This is a genomic window from Pseudoalteromonas sp. Cn5-37 (assembly GCF_021532495.1).
In the GTDB taxonomy this organism is placed as follows: domain Bacteria; phylum Pseudomonadota; class Gammaproteobacteria; order Enterobacterales; family Alteromonadaceae; genus Pseudoalteromonas; species Pseudoalteromonas simplex.
Map to the genome: position 1 here is coordinate 70,533 of NZ_JAKGBA010000012.1, position 20,589 is coordinate 91,121.

The 20,589-nt window shown below is 42.1% G+C and carries 24 protein-coding genes, 2 tRNA genes and 2 rRNA genes; 14 read left to right on the forward strand and 14 right to left on the reverse strand.

Annotation, left to right across the window (positions count from 1 at the left end):
* The first annotated feature begins 62 nt into the window (after positions 1-62).
* The gene (locus L1266_RS14320; protein ID WP_166341400.1) at positions 63-992 is read left to right on the forward strand and encodes a DMT family transporter; all 930 of its coding nucleotides are present in this window, start codon (positions 63-65) and stop codon (positions 990-992) included.
* 54 nt (positions 993-1,046) lie between these two features.
* On the opposite strand, the gene L1266_RS14325 is transcribed toward L1266_RS14320, so the two are convergent.
* The gene (locus tag L1266_RS14325; protein WP_235377764.1) at positions 1,047-1,895 is read right to left on the reverse strand and encodes a diacylglycerol/lipid kinase family protein; all 849 of its coding nucleotides are present in this window, start codon (positions 1,893-1,895) and stop codon (positions 1,047-1,049) included.
* 324 nt (positions 1,896-2,219) lie between these two features.
* On the opposite strand from L1266_RS14325, the gene L1266_RS14330 reads away from it, so the two are divergent.
* The 5 genes from L1266_RS14330 (at position 2,220) to L1266_RS14350 (ending at position 4,270) form a co-directional block, all read left to right on the forward strand.
* The gene (locus tag L1266_RS14330) at positions 2,220-2,360 is read left to right on the forward strand and encodes a hypothetical protein (RefSeq protein WP_235377765.1); all 141 of its coding nucleotides are present in this window, start codon (positions 2,220-2,222) and stop codon (positions 2,358-2,360) included.
* A gap of 227 nt (positions 2,361-2,587) precedes the next feature.
* Positions 2,588-2,678 (forward strand) — tRNA-Ser (locus tag L1266_RS14335).
* A 53-nt stretch (positions 2,679-2,731) separates the two neighbouring features.
* Positions 2,732-2,824: transfer RNA gene (locus L1266_RS14340), tRNA-Ser, on the forward strand.
* Between the two features lie 108 nt (positions 2,825-2,932).
* Positions 2,933-3,433 (forward strand): DUF4124 domain-containing protein, encoded by a 501-nt coding sequence (locus L1266_RS14345; protein ID WP_235377766.1) that lies wholly within the window; start codon positions 2,933-2,935, stop codon positions 3,431-3,433.
* Between the two features lie 69 nt (positions 3,434-3,502).
* Positions 3,503-4,270, forward strand: coding sequence for an MBL fold metallo-hydrolase (locus tag L1266_RS14350; protein WP_235377767.1), 768 nt, complete (start codon positions 3,503-3,505; stop codon positions 4,268-4,270).
* Between the two features lie 12 nt (positions 4,271-4,282).
* On the opposite strand, the gene L1266_RS14355 is transcribed toward L1266_RS14350, so the two are convergent.
* Both L1266_RS14355 and L1266_RS14360 read right to left on the reverse strand, forming a co-directional pair.
* Positions 4,283-5,398 carry an aminotransferase class V-fold PLP-dependent enzyme gene (locus L1266_RS14355; protein WP_054554616.1) on the reverse strand — a complete coding sequence of 372 codons (1,116 nt, stop codon included), beginning with the start codon at positions 5,396-5,398 and terminating at the stop codon, positions 4,283-4,285.
* Positions 5,398-6,567, reverse strand: a complete 1,170-nt coding sequence (locus tag L1266_RS14360; protein ID WP_199529862.1) for a monodechloroaminopyrrolnitrin synthase PrnB family protein — start codon at positions 6,565-6,567, stop codon at positions 5,398-5,400. The genes L1266_RS14355 and L1266_RS14360 overlap by 1 nt, the downstream gene beginning before the upstream one ends.
* A gap of 113 nt (positions 6,568-6,680) precedes the next feature.
* Between L1266_RS14360 and L1266_RS14365 the strand changes: the two genes are divergently transcribed.
* From L1266_RS14365 to L1266_RS14375, 3 genes are all read left to right on the forward strand, one after another.
* Positions 6,681-7,142: an Lrp/AsnC family transcriptional regulator gene (locus tag L1266_RS14365; RefSeq protein ID WP_054554614.1), complete on the forward strand. Its 462-nt coding sequence runs from the start codon at positions 6,681-6,683 to the stop codon at positions 7,140-7,142.
* A 68-nt stretch (positions 7,143-7,210) separates the two neighbouring features.
* The gene (locus L1266_RS14370; RefSeq protein ID WP_199529861.1) at positions 7,211-8,578 is read left to right on the forward strand and encodes an alpha/beta hydrolase; all 1,368 of its coding nucleotides are present in this window, start codon (positions 7,211-7,213) and stop codon (positions 8,576-8,578) included.
* Entirely contained in the window at positions 8,575-9,714 is a 1,140-nt protein-coding gene (locus tag L1266_RS14375; protein WP_235377768.1) for a GNAT family N-acetyltransferase, read from the forward strand. Before L1266_RS14370 ends, L1266_RS14375 begins: the two co-directional genes overlap by 4 nt.
* Here L1266_RS14375 and L1266_RS14380 read toward each other — a convergent pair.
* Positions 9,691-10,281 (reverse strand): DUF938 domain-containing protein, encoded by a 591-nt coding sequence (locus L1266_RS14380; protein ID WP_235377769.1) that lies wholly within the window; start codon positions 10,279-10,281, stop codon positions 9,691-9,693. The two genes, L1266_RS14375 and L1266_RS14380, sit on opposite strands and share 24 nt — an antisense overlap.
* A 183-nt stretch (positions 10,282-10,464) precedes the next feature.
* On the opposite strand from L1266_RS14380, the gene L1266_RS14385 reads away from it, so the two are divergent.
* From L1266_RS14385 to L1266_RS14405, 5 genes are all read left to right on the forward strand, one after another.
* Positions 10,465-10,659: a hypothetical protein gene (locus tag L1266_RS14385; protein ID WP_054554610.1), complete on the forward strand. Its 195-nt coding sequence runs from the start codon at positions 10,465-10,467 to the stop codon at positions 10,657-10,659.
* Positions 10,660-10,804: 145 nt separating this feature from the next.
* The gene (locus L1266_RS14390; RefSeq protein ID WP_058585360.1) at positions 10,805-11,131 is read left to right on the forward strand and encodes a hypothetical protein; all 327 of its coding nucleotides are present in this window, start codon (positions 10,805-10,807) and stop codon (positions 11,129-11,131) included.
* Between the two features lie 8 nt (positions 11,132-11,139).
* Complete coding sequence (locus tag L1266_RS14395; protein WP_199529858.1) at positions 11,140-12,516, forward strand: class II fumarate hydratase; 1,377 nt, start codon at positions 11,140-11,142, stop codon at positions 12,514-12,516.
* Positions 12,517-12,664: 148 nt separating this feature from the next.
* Complete coding sequence (locus L1266_RS14400; protein ID WP_054554607.1) at positions 12,665-13,150, forward strand: hypothetical protein; 486 nt, start codon at positions 12,665-12,667, stop codon at positions 13,148-13,150.
* A gap of 13 nt (positions 13,151-13,163) precedes the next feature.
* The gene (locus L1266_RS14405) at positions 13,164-13,565 is read left to right on the forward strand and encodes a hypothetical protein (protein WP_058585357.1); all 402 of its coding nucleotides are present in this window, start codon (positions 13,164-13,166) and stop codon (positions 13,563-13,565) included.
* Here the strand turns inward: L1266_RS14405 and L1266_RS14410 are convergent.
* From L1266_RS14410 to L1266_RS14455, 10 genes are all read right to left on the reverse strand, one after another.
* Positions 13,558-13,743, reverse strand: a complete 186-nt coding sequence (locus tag L1266_RS14410; RefSeq protein ID WP_199529895.1) for a hypothetical protein — start codon at positions 13,741-13,743, stop codon at positions 13,558-13,560. The genes L1266_RS14405 and L1266_RS14410 overlap by 8 nt on opposite strands.
* A gap of 65 nt (positions 13,744-13,808) precedes the next feature.
* The gene (locus L1266_RS14415) at positions 13,809-14,126 is read right to left on the reverse strand and encodes a hypothetical protein (RefSeq protein WP_054554605.1); all 318 of its coding nucleotides are present in this window, start codon (positions 14,124-14,126) and stop codon (positions 13,809-13,811) included.
* Positions 14,123-14,761 (reverse strand): hypothetical protein, encoded by a 639-nt coding sequence (locus L1266_RS14420; protein WP_055199258.1) that lies wholly within the window; start codon positions 14,759-14,761, stop codon positions 14,123-14,125. The genes L1266_RS14415 and L1266_RS14420 overlap by 4 nt, the downstream gene beginning before the upstream one ends.
* A gap of 71 nt (positions 14,762-14,832) precedes the next feature.
* Positions 14,833-15,525, reverse strand: a complete 693-nt coding sequence (locus L1266_RS14425) for a PspA/IM30 family protein (RefSeq protein WP_054554603.1) — start codon at positions 15,523-15,525, stop codon at positions 14,833-14,835.
* A 24-nt stretch (positions 15,526-15,549) separates the two neighbouring features.
* Positions 15,550-15,963 carry a YjfI family protein gene (locus tag L1266_RS14430; RefSeq protein WP_054563728.1) on the reverse strand — a complete coding sequence of 138 codons (414 nt, stop codon included), beginning with the start codon at positions 15,961-15,963 and terminating at the stop codon, positions 15,550-15,552.
* 79 nt (positions 15,964-16,042) lie between these two features.
* The gene (locus L1266_RS14435; protein WP_244664400.1) at positions 16,043-17,695 is read right to left on the reverse strand and encodes a polyamine aminopropyltransferase; all 1,653 of its coding nucleotides are present in this window, start codon (positions 17,693-17,695) and stop codon (positions 16,043-16,045) included.
* A 73-nt stretch (positions 17,696-17,768) separates the two neighbouring features.
* Complete coding sequence (locus L1266_RS14440; RefSeq protein ID WP_235377770.1) at positions 17,769-18,668, reverse strand: DUF350 domain-containing protein; 900 nt, start codon at positions 18,666-18,668, stop codon at positions 17,769-17,771.
* A gap of 30 nt (positions 18,669-18,698) precedes the next feature.
* Entirely contained in the window at positions 18,699-19,631 is a 933-nt protein-coding gene (locus L1266_RS14445; protein ID WP_054554600.1) for a hypothetical protein, read from the reverse strand.
* Between the two features lie 623 nt (positions 19,632-20,254).
* Positions 20,255-20,369 (reverse strand): 5S ribosomal RNA (gene rrf, locus L1266_RS14450).
* Between the two features lie 125 nt (positions 20,370-20,494).
* Positions 20,495-20,589: ribosomal RNA gene (locus L1266_RS14455) — 23S ribosomal RNA — on the reverse strand; the annotation flags it as partial.

Sequence of the window (20,589 nt, forward strand, 5' to 3'; positions counted from 1 at the left end):
TATATGTTAAGTATACAGAAGAGGATTAAAATGAACATACTTTCAATTTTTGGGTACTAACTATGAAAAGCGCCGCTCTCTACCTTGCTACAGTACTGATCTGGGGATCGACTTGGCTAGCTATTGAGTTTCAACTGGGTGATGTTGCTGTTGAGGTCTCTTTATTTTATCGCTTTGCCATTGCAGCCATTTTAATGTGGGCCTTTGTGCTGGTAAAAAAACTCCCTATGCAATATTCACTGCGCGATCACGGATTTTTTGCATTATTGGCTTTATTTAACTTTGGTTTAAATTATTTAGTGCTGTATTGGGCGCAGAACTATCTCACCTCAGCAATGGCCTCAATTGCCTTTTCGATGTTGCTATTAATGAACATTATTAACACCCGCTTGTTCTTCGCAAAACCAATTGCGAAACGAATTTACTTTGGTGCTTTACTCGGTGTAATGGGTATTGCCAGCTTGTTTTGGCCACAAATTCAGCAATTCGACTTGAGTAATGGTGCGTTGGTCGGGTTACTACTTGCGCTGTCTGGGACCTTTGTGGCTTCATTGGGGAATATGGTCAGTGTTCGAAACTCTCAGCGTAATATTGGCGTACTTCAAGGCAATGCCTGGGGTATGTTATACAGCGCTTTAGGGCTAGCAGCTTATGTTTTAGTAAGCAACGTTGAGCTGACATTGAATGCCCCAACCAGCTATTGGGTATCGCTCTTCTATTTAGCAGTATTTGGTACCGTAATCGCATTTGCTTGTTACTTCGCGCTACTTAAAAATATCGGCCCTGAGCGAGCAAGCTATGTAATCGTATTATTCCCACTGGTTGCAGTGGTCTTAAGTACTTTATTTGAAGGATTTGAATGGCAAGCAAATACCTTTATGGGTTTTAGCCTAGTGTTATTCGGTAATGCTATCGTGCTGACTCCAACTCGACAAATTAAAGCATTTTTTGCTGCACGTAATCTGCAGCAAAAAAGCTCCGTCCCCAGTTAGAAGTGACTATGTCGCCTCTAACACCAAGCGCTGGCAAATTTTGCCGGCGCTTTTTTATGGCACATGAAAACGAAGTGCTTGTTTGTGAATCTTAACTTTAGCCGGAGTAAAACCAACGAGCTCACCATCGGCTTCTATAGCCAGCCCTTTCGTGGTGACCTCGGCAGTCGTTAACCGGGTATATTCCAGCGCGTGCAAACTATGATGCTTTACGAGTAGTAAATACAAAAAGCTGAGCAGGTTTTTCAACAAGCCGCCAGCTGGCATGCAGTAGCAATCAAGCAGACCATCATTTAACTTTGCCCGAGGGGCAATCTTTAAGCCACCACCAAAGTAATGATGATTAGCAAAAATCGTCGCTAAATTACTGTAGTTGAGTGCTTTACCATTAAACTCACCCTGAAGTGATCGTGCCCGAAATGAAAATAGCTGTTTGATGCCCTGCCAAGTGTAGCCAAACGAGCTGAAACTTCCGGCTTTATTTAGTTGCGTCACGACTTCAGCGTCAAACCCTATTCCCGCCACATTAATAAAATAGCGCTGATTGATTTGTCCAACATCGATTAATTCTGTACGGCTATTAAAAACAGCCTCATACCAAGCCTGTTTTTTACACGTAAAGCCACGCGCAAAATCATTTCCTGTGCCTGCTGGAATTAACGCGATAGAACAGCGACTCGACATTAATGCATTAACAGCTAAATGCAGCGTCCCATCACCACCAATCACCACAACTTGACTCTGGTTTTTAGCCAAATGCGCAATATCAGCGCAATCATTCTCAAACTTGCCTGTGGTTAAATACAATTTAGGCTCAATCTGCCTTTTTTTACATTCTTTTAGTAGCCAATCAACACTGTTTTTATGATTTTTTTTGTCACTTGGCTTTATTATTATCAACATCAACGGTTACTTCTTTTCTTGCATGGCAAAAATACCACGCTCGTTCAAATTATATTAATCTGAATAATTAGTCACTTTCTCACTCTAAAAACGCATAAATAAAAACAGCAAAAGCTAAAAACCTTTATTTACTTATACTTCAACGCAAACACAATTGCATAAGCATGCAGCACAATGTGTATTTAAAAACTTAACCCCATGTTAATAAAAGGCTTTTGGATTAGAAAAAGTTATCCGACAGACTCAATTTTTATCGTTTTATTTTTGTCCAGTTTGATTGCAAAATACTCACGTTTTCAACCAAACACAACCCGGAGCAAAGTAATGAACCTAATTAATACATTAAACCAAAACGCTGCAACTCATGTTGCCGTAAAACCAACAAACCGCAAAGCAAAAATGTTGGCAAAACTAAATCGCTACGGCAAAAAGTTAGCTCTTGGCGGCGCAGTACAACACAAGTAATCCCCAACCATGGTTACTTTATCGGTGCAGTAAACACCCAACCACTAACGAAGATCCTTCTTTAGCTCCTCCGTTTACTGCCCCAACCCCCTTCTTCTAAGTTAAAAACAGCAAATAATTAAACCTTTTTACAAAAAACACCCTCTTTACGCTCAAAAAACAAGCAAACAAACTTTTTCCTATTTACACAGCCGATTCAGCTAAGTATTATTCTCGCATCACGATGTGGAGAGATGGCAGAGTGGTCGAATGCACCGGTCTTGAAAACCGGCAGGGGTTTGTAGCCCCTCTAGGGTTCAAATCCCTATCTCTCCACCACTTATTTTTATTTGTTGATTTATTTCAGCAAATTACAATCAGAATTATGCGCTGGAGAGGTGGCCGAGTGGCCGAAGGCGCTCCCCTGCTAAGGGAGTATAGGGTTTGTAGCTCTATCGAGGGTTCGAATCCCTCCTTCTCCACCATTTTATTATTAAAAACCGCTTTTTAGCGGTTTTTTTATGTCCGAAAACTTGCACTCCTCATTATATTTCATGCATGCTAAGTATCTATTTGCTACACAAAGTGATGCTATGTTTCGTTTTGCATTTTTTACTCTTGCTCTATTTGCCAGCACCAACAGTCAAGCCACTATTTATAAGTGCATGATTGACGGGGTTGCCACCTTTACAGAGCAGCCTTGTGGTAAAGATGCAGCAATAGTAAAAATTGCACCACCACCCGCAAGTAACCAACCCCCAGCCACAGAGCAGCCGCCAAATCCGCAAAAGCCTGCAGACTTAAGTGTTGAAGATTATTTAAAAATCCAGAAAGCCGATCGCGAAATAGACCGCCTTCAGTTAGAGATCAAAGAACTACAAAAACAGCAGAGTGAGCGCATTGGTAAACTCAGTAATATGACACAAGATGCCGCAAACAGGTTAGGCGCAGCGTCTATTGATGATGCTATTAGCAAACAAAGCGAACGTATTAATGCTTATTATAAAAGCCAAATAGCCATTCTCGAAAAACAGGTAGCACAATTAGAAGAAAACAAAAAGCAGCTCAAAGAGCGAGGCACAGAGTCCAATTAGCTTAACTTACCAAAACTGGTCAGACATGATATAACAAGATTTGCTGATTAAGTTTAGGGATCAATCGTTTTGCAAATTCATACGCTCGAAGGTTATATCCAAAATATCTATTTGGTTGAATACCCAGATAAATTGATGCTACTTGATGGTTGTTGCCGTGCTGATGTTGATACTGTATTTGAATATATTACCGAACAACTCAAGCGCCCCATCACAGACTTAAAACTAATAGTAGTCACCCATATGCACCCAGATCATGCCGGTGGAGCGCATGCATTAAGAAAGTTAAGCGGTGGAAAAATAGCGACGTCGAACGCCCCTGGGCAATGGTATAGAGGCATTGATGGTTTCTTAATGCATTTAACCGATATTGCTTTGGCTTGGTGGGTCGCCGGTAGGTTAAATAAAAAACGCCATAATCTTTGGTACAGCCGCCATTTAGATGCTGACTATTACCTTGCCACTGATGCAACCCTACCCGGCTTTGACGATTGGCAAGCACTGCATAGCCCAGGTCATACCGACCGAGATATTAGTCTGTATCATATTCCTAGCGAGCGAATTTACATTGCTGATTTATTGGTAAAAGTAAAAGGGCAGCTTGTGCCACCCTTTCCTGTTTTTTACCCAAAGCTGTATTTAAACTCTTTGTTGATGCTAAAAGCGCTGCAACCAAAACGAGTTATGTTTGCCCACAGTAACGAAGTTAGTATTGATGACATCGACTTTGAGCAAATTTTAGCGCTGGTCCCCGAAAAACCAATGACGCACTGGCGTTCCGTCAAAGCAAAGGCTCGACAAGCTCTTAACGTAATACCAACTCGCAATAACACTTAATTAAGCGTTTTGTTATAAGGCCCTTTTCACAGTTGTGATAAAAGTATCGATATCCTGCTGATCATTATAAATATGAGCAGAGACTCTTAAGCCTAAGTGACGTTCATCAACTGCAATATTCGCTGCAATAAGCGCAGCTTTTACAGCCGCTTGTTGCTCACCAAAATGCATAATGGCTGTTCCAGAACATTTGTCATCCTGTATTGGTGAACGCACATAATCAGCTAATTGATCATGAAACTGCGCGAGCATTGCTAAGTTATGAGCGCGTACTTTCTCAATACCAAGATCAGCAAAGTAATTAATACTATGCGAAGCCAAAATATAAGGTGCAACTGAAGGGGTACCGCCCCAAAAGCGCAACGCGGTTTGATGATAAGCAAAGTGCTTAATATCAAACTCAAACGGATTTTGATGAGAAAACCAGCCAACATCTTGTGGCTGACAAAGTGATAGCTGCTTGCGGTTAACCCATAAATAAGCAGCACCCGGTCCACCACATAGCCATTTGACACTCGAGCCCAACATAAAATCGGCATCAAGCTTAGTTAAGTCGACCTCTAAAATGCCCGCAGACTGTGCAACATCAAGTAAGCTCAATGCGTTGTGTTGTTTCGCGATATTTATAATTTCGTGAATAGGCGCTTGCTGACCCGTGTTTGAATAAACATGGCTAATAAAGACTAAATCAATATCATTTTTCGCTAAATATGACTGCCAAACCTGAACATCGGTTAAGTCTTCATGCTTACCAATAAACACGATTTCAGCACTTTCAGGTAGAGCTTTTTGCATTGCAAAACCCATGCTTGGAAAATCACTTTCTGCCATCAACACTTTGCAATTTTCTTGTTGCAGTCGCGGGTGCGACATCAAAAGCTTGGTTAAACCACTCGATAAGTTAACTTGTGGACAAAACAACTCACTATGCGAGTTAAATAATTTAGCGAGACTACTCGTAAACGCCTCTACACCTTGCAACCACTGTTGCCATGGCTCTTTATTTTCATTTTGCCAAGCGGCAAAAAACTGCTGATGAAAATGCTGCTCAGCAGATTTTAATGGTCGCCCCACAGAATGGTTAAGCAAATAGCTGCCTTGTGGAATTACAAAATCGTTTTTGTTCATTACTTAATCCACTGTTTTAACTTAGTTAAGTCATCGAAACGGGTGCGAATATCATCCCGCTTTGCTGCCGCACGGCGATCACGCAATTGCTCTAGAGAGTTTAGTAACACATGCAAAGGCGGCCCACTGGCAGTGACTTTATCCATATGTTGTTGCTGCATTTGCTGTGAAGGCTGCGCAATATATTTACTGACCAATTGATTATGATGGCCAATGGCAGTATCACCATGCAGTTTACACACTTGAATGAACAGCTTTAAGTTAGTTTGTAACCATTCGCTATCACGCTCAGCTTCTGCGGCTAAGAAGTCATCCATAATACTTGTCATACGCATGCTTTCACGCAGGATCTGCTGATCTTCAGGCATCATATACAAGAATTTATCCACCAGCATTTGCGAGTAACTAGGTTCATTAGCAAAGCAAAGACCAAGTAATAAATCGATGACATTAATGCCCGCAAAATCACCGGCATTCGCACCTCGATATACCTCTTTACCTACTCGATACGGCTTGTAATACGGACGTACACAATAGAAAAATCGATCTGTATCGAGCTTGTTGTATAGCGTATTGTTCGACTCAATCACATCAAGCAGCGCTTGTTTTGCTACTGCCAGTAAATCTGCCGTGATAGGGTGCGATATCCCTAATGGCTGAATTTTTAATAAAGCATCTGCCGCTCGCTTATACGCTAAAATGCCCTTAGTGTTGTAATCGACAAAGATTTTCTCATCTTCAAGGTCAGTAAAGCGCTTATACAAACCATCAACCGCTTTATTGTGGGTGGTTAAATGCGCCGTTGCAAAACGCGGGGTTACACCAATAGATGCACCAATGTGCATTGCCAACGCAGAGGCTTCAACAAGCGGTGAACTTGTTTCACGAGAAGGCTCAGTGATTTCATGTCGACGGCATGCCGCCATATACAAGCCAACATTGCCTAATAAATCGAAGGCGCTATCAAAGCCTTCATCGGTATTACCCTCAGCCAGTAAAGCACGAATATGCTCATTACCCTCTTGCTCTAATTGACGTTTAAGGTGCTCACCGACACCCTCTACATTCGCTTTATCGTCTTGTTGCCAATATAGTTCTTCTAATTCGCTGTTGATCTCAACAAAACGGGTGCGAAGCCAGCTATCAAATGCCTTGGTGTTCTCAGTCACAGGCTCATTCCAAAATAATTATATTGCGATAATGTTAACAGAGTTCAATGAGTGCTAATCGCCAAAATATAGACTAGAATCCATCTAGATTAGTGAAAATCACTCAAATAAAAATGAAATTAGATAAAAAAGACCAACAATTACTTAATGCTTTACAGGATAATGCGAGAACTTCTGTCTCGGAGCTGGCCCAGTCTGTTAGCCTGTCAGATACCCCTTGCCTTCGCCGCATTAAAAAGCTCGAATCAGCAAATGTGATCAGTGGTTACCATGCTGCCATCAATCCTAAAGCCGTTGATTTAAATGTGTCTGTGTATGCCTTTGTTCGCTTAAACCAGAACTCTGTTGCCGCTGCTGAGCAATTTGAACAGCAGGTTGAGAAGCTAGAACATGTGCTTGAGTGCTCTGTTATTTCAGGCAGTTATGATTACTTGCTGAAGATCGTTGCCGCTGACTTAGAAAGCTATGAAAGCTTTGTGAAACATAAATTAGGTAGTATTGATTGTATTGCTAACATCGAGTCGACAGTGGTTTTAAAACAAGCGTTCACTAAGCGTCATTTACCGCTCGCTTGACGCACCTTGCTTGCAAATAAAACATAACTCGATAAGCTAAAAACAGGCTTTATAAGGATGCTTAAAATATGAAATTCATCAACTTAGTTGCTATCTCTTGGGCCATCAGTGGGCTATTTAGCAGCTCATTAATGGCGCAGCAACAAACCTGCCTTACTCAGCTTGAAGACCAAGAACTGATGATGAAAAGTAAGCGCGAAGGGCTGTTTAGAGAGCCATTGCCACGCACTCATAGCACCTTTAGCTATAATATCGAGCAAGCATTTAATGACTATTTAACCGCTGCTTACCTGCAAATTAGTAGCGAAAACCCGCGTGCTAATTTGCCATGCCCTGTTTACACAGACACCTATCAGCAACTTGTTGCACAAGGCGCTCGACCAGCTAACGCAACTGTTGCTGATTTAATAAGCCCATTTGAACTCAAACAGGCCGATAGCCGTAAAGCGGTGCTCTTGATCCACGGTTTAACCGACTCACCCTTTACCTATCACGACCTTGCACAAGTGTATTATCAACAAGGGTATACGGTACGCACAATTTTACTCCCTGGGCATGGTACCGCTCCTGCAGCACTTAGAGACATCGATGCCGATGATTGGCAAAAGGCTAGCGTGTATGCCATTGAGCGCACATTAAAAGACTTTGATCAGGTGATATTAGGGGGCTACTCAACCGGTGCTGCACTGGTTATTGATTACTTAACTCAAGGCCCAGTCGATAATAAAATTACGGCTGCTATGTTGTTTTCACCCGCAAGCGAGCCACACAATAAAAACGGTTGGCTAGCGAAATGGGTCGATGCGATTCCATTTGTGAATTGGATTGATAAAGACGCGGACCTTGATTTTGCCAAGTATGAGTCGTTTCCATTTAGTGCAGCCTCAGCTAGTCACGAAGCAATGAGCCGTATTAGCCTTGATGAGCTACGTCATCGCCACCTCCCTAATGTAGCGATATTTAGCACCTTTAGTGATGTTGACACCACAATAGATAACCAAGCGACCTTTAAAATTTTAACTAAGCTGCACGACCCAAAAACGCGCAAGAATAACCTGCTTGATCGGCTTGTATACTATGGTGATGACAATAACATCCCAGCTAGCTTTCCAGTTGATTACCAAATAATTCGTGATGACTGCAACACCGATGACTGTAAAAAAATCAAAGGAATGTCACATATTGGTATTGTTAATAAACCCAGCAACCCTTACTACGGTCGCACAGCATTGTATCGCAATTGCGGCAGCTACTTAGATGACGACACGCTTTATACAGCCTGCAAATACCAAAAAGACGTTGTGATGGGTGAACGCACAGCCGAAAATTTACAAGCGCACAAGCCCTTTGCACGACTCACGTTTAACCCTTATTTCGATAAGCTTGCTATGCATATCAACGATTTTATCAAAGATATTGAATCGGCTGCACAATGAGTAAGTTTAGCCACCGCTGGTTTAATCAAATAAGCGAGATTGATGCCACTCTATGGCAGTCATTTTTCGATGATACACCCTTTACTGATCACGCTTTTTTAACGGCTTTAGAGCAAACAGGCTGTGTGAGTGAAGCGTCGGGCTGGCAACCCATGCACCTAGCAATTTACCAGCAAGAACAGGTTATAGCCTTACTACCCGGGTATCTAAAACACCACTCTTATGGTGAATATGTATTTGACTGGGCTTGGGCTGAAGCCTATCAACAACATGGCTTAGAGTATTACCCCAAATGGCTGTGTGGCGTACCATTCACACCTATTGCAGGGCAACGAATTAGTATAAATCACAATAAGCCCGCTGAAGTCTATGCGTACATTCAGCACATACTCACAGCAACAGCAGCGCAATTAGACTGGTCAGGTTGGCATATAAATTTTTGCCACCAGCAACAAGCGACTGCATTAACTAGCAACACCGTAATGCAACGTCATGGCGTGCAGTTTCAGTGGTTTAATGAAGGCTATAATGACTTTGAGGACTTTTTAGCTTCACTCACCGCAAGAAAACGTAAATCGCTCAAAAAAGAACGCGCAAAAATAACTGAACAACAGATAACCGTAGAATGGCTCGAAGGTGCTGACATCAGCAAACAGCACATGCAGCAATTTAGTCATTTTTACCGCCAAACCTATTTGAAGCGCTCGGGCCACAATGGTTATTTGAATACCGCCTTTTTTGAGCTATTACAGCAAAGCATGGCCGACAAACTGGTGTTAATGTTCGCTAAGTATCAAGGAGAGGTGATTGCCGCCACACTCAGTTTTAAAGATCAGAATTGTTTTTATGGTCGATACTGGGGAACGAACTATGAGCTTGATAGTTTGCACTTTGAGCTTTGCTATTACCAAGGTATTGAGTACTGTATTACCAACAAACTTAAGCAGTTCCATTCTGGCGCGCAAGGTGAGCATAAAATAAGTCGCGGTTTTAAGCCCGTAAATACCTATTCACTGCATCATATTCAACACACTGAGTTTGCAGCTGCCATTAGTGATTTTATTACTAGAGAACGCCAACATATAGCGCTCTATAAAGACCAATGCGAAAGCTTACTGCCTTTTAAACAGCAATAATTGGTTATTCGCTGGCATTTGCACATCTTCAACAAAGGTTAAGCCAGCTTGCTCTGCAAGTTGGCAAATCGCTTCAAAATCACGGATTGCACTATGTGCATCTTGCTGTTTTAAAAACGCATCGAATTCAGCATTACTGGCACTGGTATACTTACCTTGGTACTTGAATGGTCCATAAATACACAATTTACCTTTAGGCGCTAAGTGTTTTGCTACACCTTGGAAAAAGCGATCCACCAGTGACCAGCTAATAATGTGCATTGTATTCGCAGTGAAAATGGCATTCACTGTTTCAATCGGCCAAGGATCATTAAGGTCGAGTATGAGTGGCGCATGCAAGTTAGTTAAATCAGCTTCTTGATGCCATTGTAAAATCCCCGGGTGATTAACCTTGCGATCGCTACAATGCCACTGCAAATGTGCTAAATGCGTTGCAAAATGCACACTATGTTGCCCAGTACCTGAGCCGACTTCTAATACGTCCGTCACATCAGAAAAGAACGCTTCTAATACGTTTAAAATAGGTAATTTGTTGTTTTCACAGGCTTGAGAGAAGGGTTTATCCATACAAATTAGTGCACCATGTTTGGTAATTAGTGCACAACAGTAAAGCAAAAATAAATAATAAAGTCGCGGTGAATTTATTAGTTAAAAATATAAAACCATTATTTTCAACTAGTTAAATTTATTGATCAATATTGGTACAGCTTATGCTATTTCTTAAGTGAATTAATCAATAGGAGCAATATTATGTATATCTCACCCTACACCGCTGTAGATGCAGCACTTGCAGCCAGCGAACGAGCTGAAAGCGAAAAAGCCGCCTTAACAAGTTGTGACGACAGAGCAACCGTGATCGATCTTCTTTCTCAATGTAACAAAGAAAATGTACAGGCGCCGAAAAAACATGAAACAGACCAGATTTTTATTCTCGGCTACAATTAATCACACACAGTTAATCCATTCAGTCTTAGCTTCATTATATAAGACTTGCACTAAAACCGATTAACTGTAATGATAACAATTATCATTACAGTTAATCGGTTTTTCTATGCACTCTCACAATGCTATGCTCCATTATCAGCGGCAAATGAAATGTGTTTGCCAAAGACCTGGGTTACATGCCCCTGCGCTTGTTGCTAACTATGTTGAAGCTGGTTTAAACATTGCACGCTATTACGAAAAGCATCACAACTTTATTTTGCAAGAGCTGTATCTAAGACGCACCTTTCATGAATTACTTGAAAAGATGTGTGATTCATTAGTGCATAATGCAATTCGTAAACAATGTTTGGCTCAGCTTTATAAACCGCAACTTGCGCTAAAGCGTTACTACAAAACTCATAACTGTATTGAAAAGTATTTCAGTTTGGAGCGAGAAGCGTGCCTTCTCAGCCAAGAATTTAACCCGATTTAGGAGTGTTTATGAGCCAATTTAGAACCGAATCAGATAGCATGGGTGAGCTACAAGTCCCTGCGAATGCGTTGTATCAAGCTCAAACGCAACGCGCTATCAACAATTTTCAAATTAGTGGCTTAGCCATGCCTAAGCAATTTATCACCGCCCTCGCCTACATTAAGCAAGCTGCCGCTCAAAGTAATGCTGCTTTAGGCCATTTGAACCAAGGTAAAGCCAAAGCCATTGAGCAAGCATGCCAAGAGGTCATCGATGGTAAACATTTTTCAGAGTTTCCTGTTGATGTATTTCAGACAGGCTCAGGCACTAGCTCAAATATGAATGCCAATGAAGTCATTGCAACGCTGGCGAGCCAATTTGCAGGCGAAACCGTTCACCCCAATGATGATGTGAACATGGGACAAAGCTCAAATGATGTGATCCCTACTGCGATTGCTGTAAGTAGCGCTATTAACATCATTTATGAGCTGTTTCCTAAACTCGATAAACTCAGTCAAAGCCTACAAAATAAACAAGCCGAAGTGGGCCATATTGTGAAAACTGGTCGCACTCACTTAATGGATGCAATGCCGGTGAGTTTTGCACAAACACTGGCGGCATGGCAGTTACAAGTGGATCATGCAATGGCTGGTATTCGCCAAGCTCTTGAGCGAGTTTGTGAACTTGCACAAGGTGGCACAGCAGTTGGTACAGGTATTAATGCCGATCCAGCGTTTGCCGGTGAGTTTTGCCAACACTTGAGTGAGAATGTGGGTATTCGCTTTAGCTCAAGCAAAAACTTCTTTTATAACATCGGTTCACAAGATGCCATTGTTGCGCTGTCAGGTCAGCTAAAGGTACTTGCCGTAGCACAAATGAAAATAGCCAATGACTTACGCTGGATGAACTCAGGCCCTCTTGCAGGGATTGGTGAAATTGAGCTTGAGGCTTTACAGCCGGGCTCATCAATTATGCCGGGTAAAGTAAATCCAGTGATCCCTGAAGCGGCCGCTATGGTCAGCGCACAAGTCATTGGCAATGACGCTACCATTACAGTAGCTGGTCAAGCGGGTAACTTTGAGCTCAATGTAATGCTGCCTGTGATTGCCTTAAACATTTTGCAAAGTATCGAACTGCTGGCGAATAGCAGTGAAGCACTGGCAGATAAAGCGATTGCCAGCTTTAAAGTAAACCAAAGCAATGTTGATAAAGCGCTCGCTAAAAACCCAATTCTAGTTACCGCGCTTAATCCGGTGATCGGCTATAGCAAAGCAGCAAAAATTGCCAAATTAGCTTATCAAGAAGGTCGCCCTATTATTGATGTTGCTGCAGAGCATACGGATATTTCGCGCGAAGAACTGAGCGAGTTACTGAACCCCGCCAAACTAACCCAAGGTGGTTTGTAATACCCGCTTATTGTAAAGTGGTATAAACTTTTATCTTTTTGTAGCTCTGTGAATACAGAGCTACTTACTGAAAGCAAACGTTTTTATTGCTCCGCTTTGAGCAATGTGTATGATAGTGAGTACTTATTCAACGATTTTTAGGTATGTTATGCGCTATCCACTATTGGCAATTTTATTTCCTGTGTTATTAACTGCGTGCTCGGACGCTGCAACTAATGAGCAAGCCGAATCAACGGCAACCAGCAATAAACTTGTCGAGGCACCAAAAGCCGTTGAAATAAAAAACGCTGAGGAAGTGACCAAAGCAGCCCCAGATAAAGCCACTATTAGCTCTGCCCATGAGCAACTTAAACAATTAATCGATGATCCAAGCTGTGACAACAGCAGCCAATGTAAAGTATTACCTGTAGGTAGTCGTGCTTGTGGCGGCCCAAGTAGCTTCATTGTTTATTCAACCAAAACAGCTGACACTGCTGAGGTTGAAAAACTTGCAAAAGATATCACCGCCCTTGAAAAGCAATTTAACGCAGCAAACGACATGATGAGTATTTGTCAGCATCTAACCGCACCAGGTGCGCAGTGTTCTGAGAATACTTGTGTTAGAATCGAAGGCTCAGCGGCAAGTGTATACTAAGGAATAAGCAATAATGGTTCGTTCATCGACTTTCAAGAAACTTTTCATCACCACAACTGTGTTAGCAAGCATTGCTTTAAGCGGTTGCGAAACAACAACGTCGGGTAGCTCTGCACGCGTTGATCTAGGTGATTTAAACGATCAGCTGAACGATATCGTTAGCAATAATAGCTGTACTGCGAGTTTTCAATGTAAAGTGTTAGAAGTTGGTGAGCGAGCATGTGGTGGCCCAAGTCGCTATGTGGTTTATTCAACGTTAAACAACACACAAGAGCAAGCAGAGCAACTTGCAGAGCGAATTACAGCGGCTGAGAAGTCATCTGATCAAGCATTAACTGTTAACGATTGCTCACCAGTTCTGCCTGTACAATCGCTGTGTATTTCACAGCAGTGCCAAGCAATCGAGATTAAGTAAATAATGCAATAAGGCCGGATACTATCACCACGCTGATGATACAAATCCCGGCCTTATATATGTATTTAAGCTGCATTGTATTATGCACCCAGTAAGCATAAATGTAGCGAACAAAGTAACTTGCTGCAGTGCCAAATAATGCAAAAATAACTAAATACGCAAGTAAAATAATATCCACAGTCATGCCACTTCTTTAAAACATCTAGTCTCAGTGTAAGGGCTTAAAGAAGTAAAGGCAAAACCTTAGCTTTTTTTACTGTGTTCAATGAGTAATTCAGCCACGCGCTGCTTCACAGCACGCTTATCATCGGCTGCAACGCCAAAACGCTCAGCCAATAAAGCAATCTCTTCATCATTTAAGTTAAACGATAAGCGTTGTCTGGTTTTTTTCGACTTAACGTCGAGCTCCAAAATCTTACGGATCATATCTGATGGCGTAAGCTCTTGGTCAATGGCTTGCTTCTTAATTGATTTTTGCACTTCAGAGCTTAAATCAAACGCCATTTGCGTGGCTCTAACGGCTTGCTCCTGACGCTGCCATTTGGCTTTTGCATCACTCACTTGGCATCCCCAGGAAATAAGTCAACAATATCGCTAATTGGTCTGGTTAACGTCAGTGATACCTCTGTTTCACCGCCTTCCCAAATCTCAATATTTAAACTATGCGATTCATCATCTGAGCTTAAACAGATCATTTCACACGGCTCACCACCTTCGTCTTCATAACGAGGTAAAGGCTTATTACGGTAGTCCTTATTATGGAAATAACACACATAAGGTGCTTCTGATTGTTTGTAGCTCGATGCTAAAAAGTGACTAAAACGCTCCGGGCTATTTTGTACATTAATTGCCGTTAATTCGTCTTCATCAAAAATACGAGCGAACTCATCAAGGGTAAAAATCTCATCAACATCGTCGCGTTGAATTTTGATCGCAAAGTTTGCCCATTGCTCACCGTCATCTGATTCAATTTGCAAAAACACCACTTGGCCAGATTCACTCTCGAGTACCAACTCATACTCTGCACTACGTTGGTACTGATACGTTTGCACATCAATAACACGCAGTGTCTGTCCTTTTAACCAACTTGGGTAAGCGAACGAATCAATCACCGTCAGCATATCACCAACGAGTAATTGGCTTGGATCAGTAAGCTGACGCTCTGGGGCTTTTTTAGATTTGAAAAAGTTAAACATTGGCTGACTCCTTGTTGAAGCAAAAAAGGTAACCCAGTGCGTGGGTTACCTTTTGTCTTTCCGTTAACTGATTAGCTATTTTGTTTTGCTTTAATACGCGCCAAAATATCTGCGCTTTTCGGGTTGGTATCACCAATACCCGCTTCAGCCATTTTCGCTTTTAAATCATCGCCATTAGTGTCTGCTTCTAATTGCTTAGCCGCACCTAACTGATCTTGGCGGTCTTGCTGGCGTTGTTTAATACGCTCTAGAGACTCACGTGCTGATGTCATTGATGAGCTGTTCGTATTTAGCGTGCTGTTTACAGCCATTGTTGCTTGCTGCACACTTTCAGTCGTTTTAACCATTGTTAATTGACGTTGGTTTTCTTTAATCGACTTTTCAGCTTCTTTAACTTGCTGCTTTAGTTGCACAATGTGGTTACTAAAACCAGCTAACACTTCTTCGTGCTCTGCTTTTTCAGCTTCAAAATCACCGATTTTTTCAGCGATTTCTAATGCAAGAGCTTCGTTACCTTTTTCAAGTGCTTGGCCTGCATACGCTTCATGTTCAGCAATTGATGCATCTAGTGCGCTAATTTTACGCTTCGTTTGCATCTCTTTTGCCATTACTTCGGTCAGGCTTTTCTTAGCGCGTTGTAAGGCATTTTGTGCATCAGCAATTTCTTGTTCAAAGATACGGATACCGTTTGCATCAACAATTGCTTGTCCTGCTTCACGAGCGCCACCACGTACAGCTGTAAATAGTTTCTTTAAAATACTCATAATCTTAACTCCAGAAATTGCTAATTAATCGTTTAAATAAATGGTCACGGCTTCAAGTGCATCAATCGCATTGTCTGCCAGTGTTACCAACTCATGGGTAATATCATCAAACGATGAATTAACCGATAACGCGCCAAAAATAGCGTATTTATCATCAATTTTTGCAAATGCACTTAATGGAATTGGTACATTTAAACGTAGTAACGTTTCGTTTAACTCATTACGCATATCTGCTTGTACTTCGTTTTCAGCAAACAGGTAGCTAATACACAGTAATTGCTCTTCTGTTTGAGTAACAAAGATAGGTAACTCATCATTCCCATCGACGATAACTTGTAACACATCTTGCTCACCTTCGTTGGCAATCAAGAAAGACTCAAAGCTCACACCTTCTGTTTCAAAAGAAGCCAGTTTGATTGATAGTTCATTTAATTCCATGTCTCACCTTTTTACGTTTTGACATATTATGTCTGAGTTAAGATTTGCATAGCCGACATATTATGTCAACTATAAAATATCAATTTTTGTACAATTCGGTTTCAACTTGCCACGCTTGGCGGTAATAATCATATAAGGTTCCAGAACCTAATCTATTGACTTCAATCGTGTTTACTTGTTCAAAAAAATGATTCGGAAACACAAAAGAAGCCAATAAATATTCTTTGCTTACCCAACGAGATGGCACGGGTAATTCGTTAGTTTCACGAATTCGCTGACTTGCTGATTTTCCAGCGGTAGTCGCGATTGTCCAACCCCATTGACCAAACGAAGGAATATTTTGTTGGTATTGCTCAACATAACCAAAACCCGCAGCTTTCATTGTTTTAGCAATACTCAAAAATGCTTTCTTCGCATGATAAGGGGATGTTGATTGCACGGCCACAGCCCCGTCAGGCGCCAATAACTGACGTACATGATTGTAAAAATAGTCACTGTACATCTTATTGAGATCAGGGTGATTAGGGTCTGGCAGGTCAATTAAAATAGTGTCAAAGCGCTCGCCTTTTGCCAGCATTGCTTCGACCTCTAAAAAGGCATCTGCAATGCGAATATCAGCACGAGGGTCGCTCATAGAATGTTTATTTAGCGCTGTTAAACGTGTTCTGATTTTCTCTGGCGCATCATAGTCGCCAACATCATTACCAAATAAGTTTAACAGCTGACCATCTAAGTCAACCAGAGTGACATGCTCTACTGGCCACTTCAAAACATCACGTAATGCAAGCCCGTCACCGCCACCGATGATCAACACGCGGTCATGGCGATTTGAGGCCAACATAGCAGGATAGACAAGCATTGAATGATAAATTTGCTCATCCACACTTGAGAATTGTAAACGGCCATTGAGGTAAAGATCGGTAATTGCATTGGGCTGACTGCGGCTCAAACGCTCAGTTAAAACTAGGTGCTGATACTTAGTTGCTTGCGAGTAGATAACTTTATCTTTGTATAAAACATTACTTAGGTTTTTCATCCAGCTGGTGCCAAGCACGAGCACAAACGCAAAAAACACCAACAACAGCACATGGCAAACTAACAGTAACTTAGCGAAGCGAACATGTTGATGATAGCGCCATAAAAACACGAGACCGGCAATAATATTAAACAACGCCGTCCAAGCCGCTGCTTGCATAATTGGCATCGCAAGCATAATGCTCACCCAAATCGCAGCACCGACACCGGCACCGATATAATCCGCTCCGTAAATAGTTCCCGCATTATTTTCTAAAAAGCGCCCATAAACTTGCTGACGAATACGCGCAATCAACGGGATCTCCATACCAATTAATAGCCCAAGTAATAGACCAAACACATAAGGTAAGAAACGTGACCACTCTTGTAGCTTTTCAAATACATAGCCATTAAGTACAGTATCTGCTGGCAGGTTAAAAATTTCGGAGAAGATATGCGGCAGTGAATAACTGACAGCGATAACGCTCGCTATCGCTAAAATACAGCCCATGCCGACCAAAGCAATAATACTCTCTAGCCATGCGAAAGCAGTAAACGCATCTTTAAACCATCGCGCTAAAAAAGCACCGATACCCATAGCGACAATCATGGTGCCGATCATGGCATAAATGGCACTCTCGACTGAGCCTAAGACACGACCAGCATAATGAGATAGCAGGTACTCATAAATAAGGCCGCACCCAGCGAGTACGGCCATAACAGTTATTAATAGGAAATCATGCCCAAGTAGATTGGCTCTACTTGGGGCGCTTGTTGTAGTAGACACTTAATTAGGCACCTAACAAGGTTGCCATAGTCGAACCAATCGCAAATGAGATTGCTGCAGAGATTGCTGCTACACCTACGTTCTTCTGGCGGTTCACTTCATCTGAAATATCACAACCAGATAGAATGATTTTGATAGTCACTAAGTGTAGTAAAATGAAAGCCACTAAACTCACTGCTGCACTTAATGCCCAGTATCCTAAACTAGCAACAATGTTGTCAGCCGCATAAGGAGCAATACCTGATGCAGCAGTTAATGCCAATGCACTACCCACTAAAAAGCCAGCATAACGAATACCTACTGCTAAGTTACCGTCAATAACCGCTTGCTGTAAGCAATCACCACTGCGATTAGTATGCTTGAATAACTGCACGCGATATTGACTGATCAGTAGCATCGCAATGCTGCCAATGGCAAAAGCTGCGATCACAATTGGAATACCATGCCAGCCTTCTGTCGCAACCCAAAATAAAGCTGAGCGAATAACGATAGCCACACTAACAATATGGCCAAAATCAATGAGTGCAGCAGTCGCATTACCTTTTACGATTTCGTCATGCAGGCTCACTTTACGAAGCGCTACTTTGTCTTGGAAGAAGTGACCTAGCTTGATAAGCACAATCGCCATCACACCATAACCTAGCATTTGTAATGCTTCTTGTTGTAAGGTCGGTGCAAATGCGCCGCTGCTCACGCCACTAAGAACAATAGCAAGTGCCGCAAGTCCTGCCGCAAAGCTAATACCAAAAGCAAAATTGTCACGCTCAGTTATTTCATCATTAGCGTGTAAGTTAGATACCCAACCCTTAATAAATTTTAGGCTGACAAATAAAGCGATAATGATTGCAAAGTCGATTGCTAAAGCTTGCAACGACCAAGTTGTTATTCCATTAAATTCATACATGTGTTGTAACTCCGGTGGTTATTCTTTTCACTACTTACCGCGGCTAATGCCACGTGATGTTCTGCTCGAGCTGTTACGTAATGACCCAGAGCTTTTACTGTAACTACTGCTAGAAGCATAGCTACTACGTGTGCGTGGCGGCGTATAGCTGCTACGGCTTAATCCTGATGCGCCACTACGTTTCTTGGCATACGGACTAGTGAATTGTTTACCTTGGCGTTGATAAGACTGTCGAGTTCGTGTCTCTACCGTTTGTTGTGCTTTAATCTGCTTAGGGCTCGAATAACGATAACGGCCATAATCATTGTAATAGCTATACTTTCTATGACGACTCCAGCGACCATATTCAACTCGGTCGAATACATCGCCCAACATACGATACATACCGTACCAAACCCAAAAGCTGGTACCACTGCTATTCGTTTGCCACTGCCCATAGTTAGGGTTGCCAACTAACTGGTTACCAACACTTTCGCCTTCAGCAGCTTCACTAATTGCACCAACCCGTGCTAGTGACCCCTGCGACATATCAGCAAGCATATTGATAGGATCGGTAAGCGCATCTTGAAATAAAGACGGTTTGGCAGCATCACGAATGAGGTCAAGTTGATGAAGCGTATCTTCATAGGGTGGTATTAGATAAGTAGACTTCACATCTGCTAAGCGTTGTGTAAGACCTGAATAAATAGCCCCTTCACGAGTGGCATCAAGACTAATTACACGGGCGATCTCAGAAAGTTGCGGTTGCTGCTCAGCAAGCACCTTGCCGTATTGTTTAAGTATCGTCGCATTACGCAAAGAGCCATTATCAAGCGCTGTACCGAGTTGATTTAATTCAACTTCAGCTTTTTCTATGGATTGTTGTATTGTTTGTTTCAGCTGCTCTTCTTTCGACTCACAGCCCATAAGCAAGCTTACCAAACAAAACAGGCTAATAAGTTTCCAAGCTTTTATTTGAGACATTCATGTCACCTGATTGTGGTTTAAAAACGCAAATAGTTTTACATAGCTCAGGTACTAAACCAAGATTAAAATTGCAACAAAGGGTAAATTGGGTCGTGAATTGCTAGTTAGCAAGGGGAAAAGTTTAAAGGCCTGGCGTAGGTTGGGTAGAGCGAAGCGAAACCCAACACAGAGCTTTCAGCCGTCAGCGTTCAGCCGCGCGGTGTGGGGGTTTGTTGCTGCGTCTTCTTCTGCCGGAGGCTCTAGGCAAAGTGTACTTGTAGGTATGGCTTTAGCCATGAATGTGTTTGTTATGGTCTGAAATCGGCACTGAAGTGTCTCCTACGGGGTTATTGCTGAGGGAGGCTCTGTACTAAAGAACCCAACAGCGTGGTAATTCGTCATGCACAATGAAGAGGTAAAGTTCATTAATAAAAGACGAATTAGCGCAAGGTGAAATAAGCCGTTTTAGAGATCGCTAACCTGTTAGACCAGTAGAGATTTTAAGAATTTTTAACCATGGGTTATGAAGAGGTTCACATGGATTGTGTTGGGTTTCGCTCCGCTCTACCCAACCTACCTAGCTGAAAGCTACAAACGCAAAAAAGCCCGACTCTTTCGAATCGGGCTTTCTCTTATTTGGAGCCTGGCGATGACCTACTTTCACATAGCAGCTGCTACACTATCATCGGCGCTGTTTCGTTTCACTACTGAGTTCGGCATGGGGTCAGGTGGGTCCAAAACGCTATTGTCACCAAGCAAATTTGGTTTAATTCGCTCTTTTGAGCAAATTAATAAATCTGGAATTCTGATATCAAGTAATTGTCTACTTTAGTAACTTAACTTCTGTTCGTTACGCTGTCATAAAACGCGTTTGGCGTTGTATGGTTAAGCCTCACGGGTAATTAGTACAGGTTAGCTTAATGGCTCACACCACTTCCACATCCTGCCTATCAACGTTGTAGTCTTCAACGGCCCT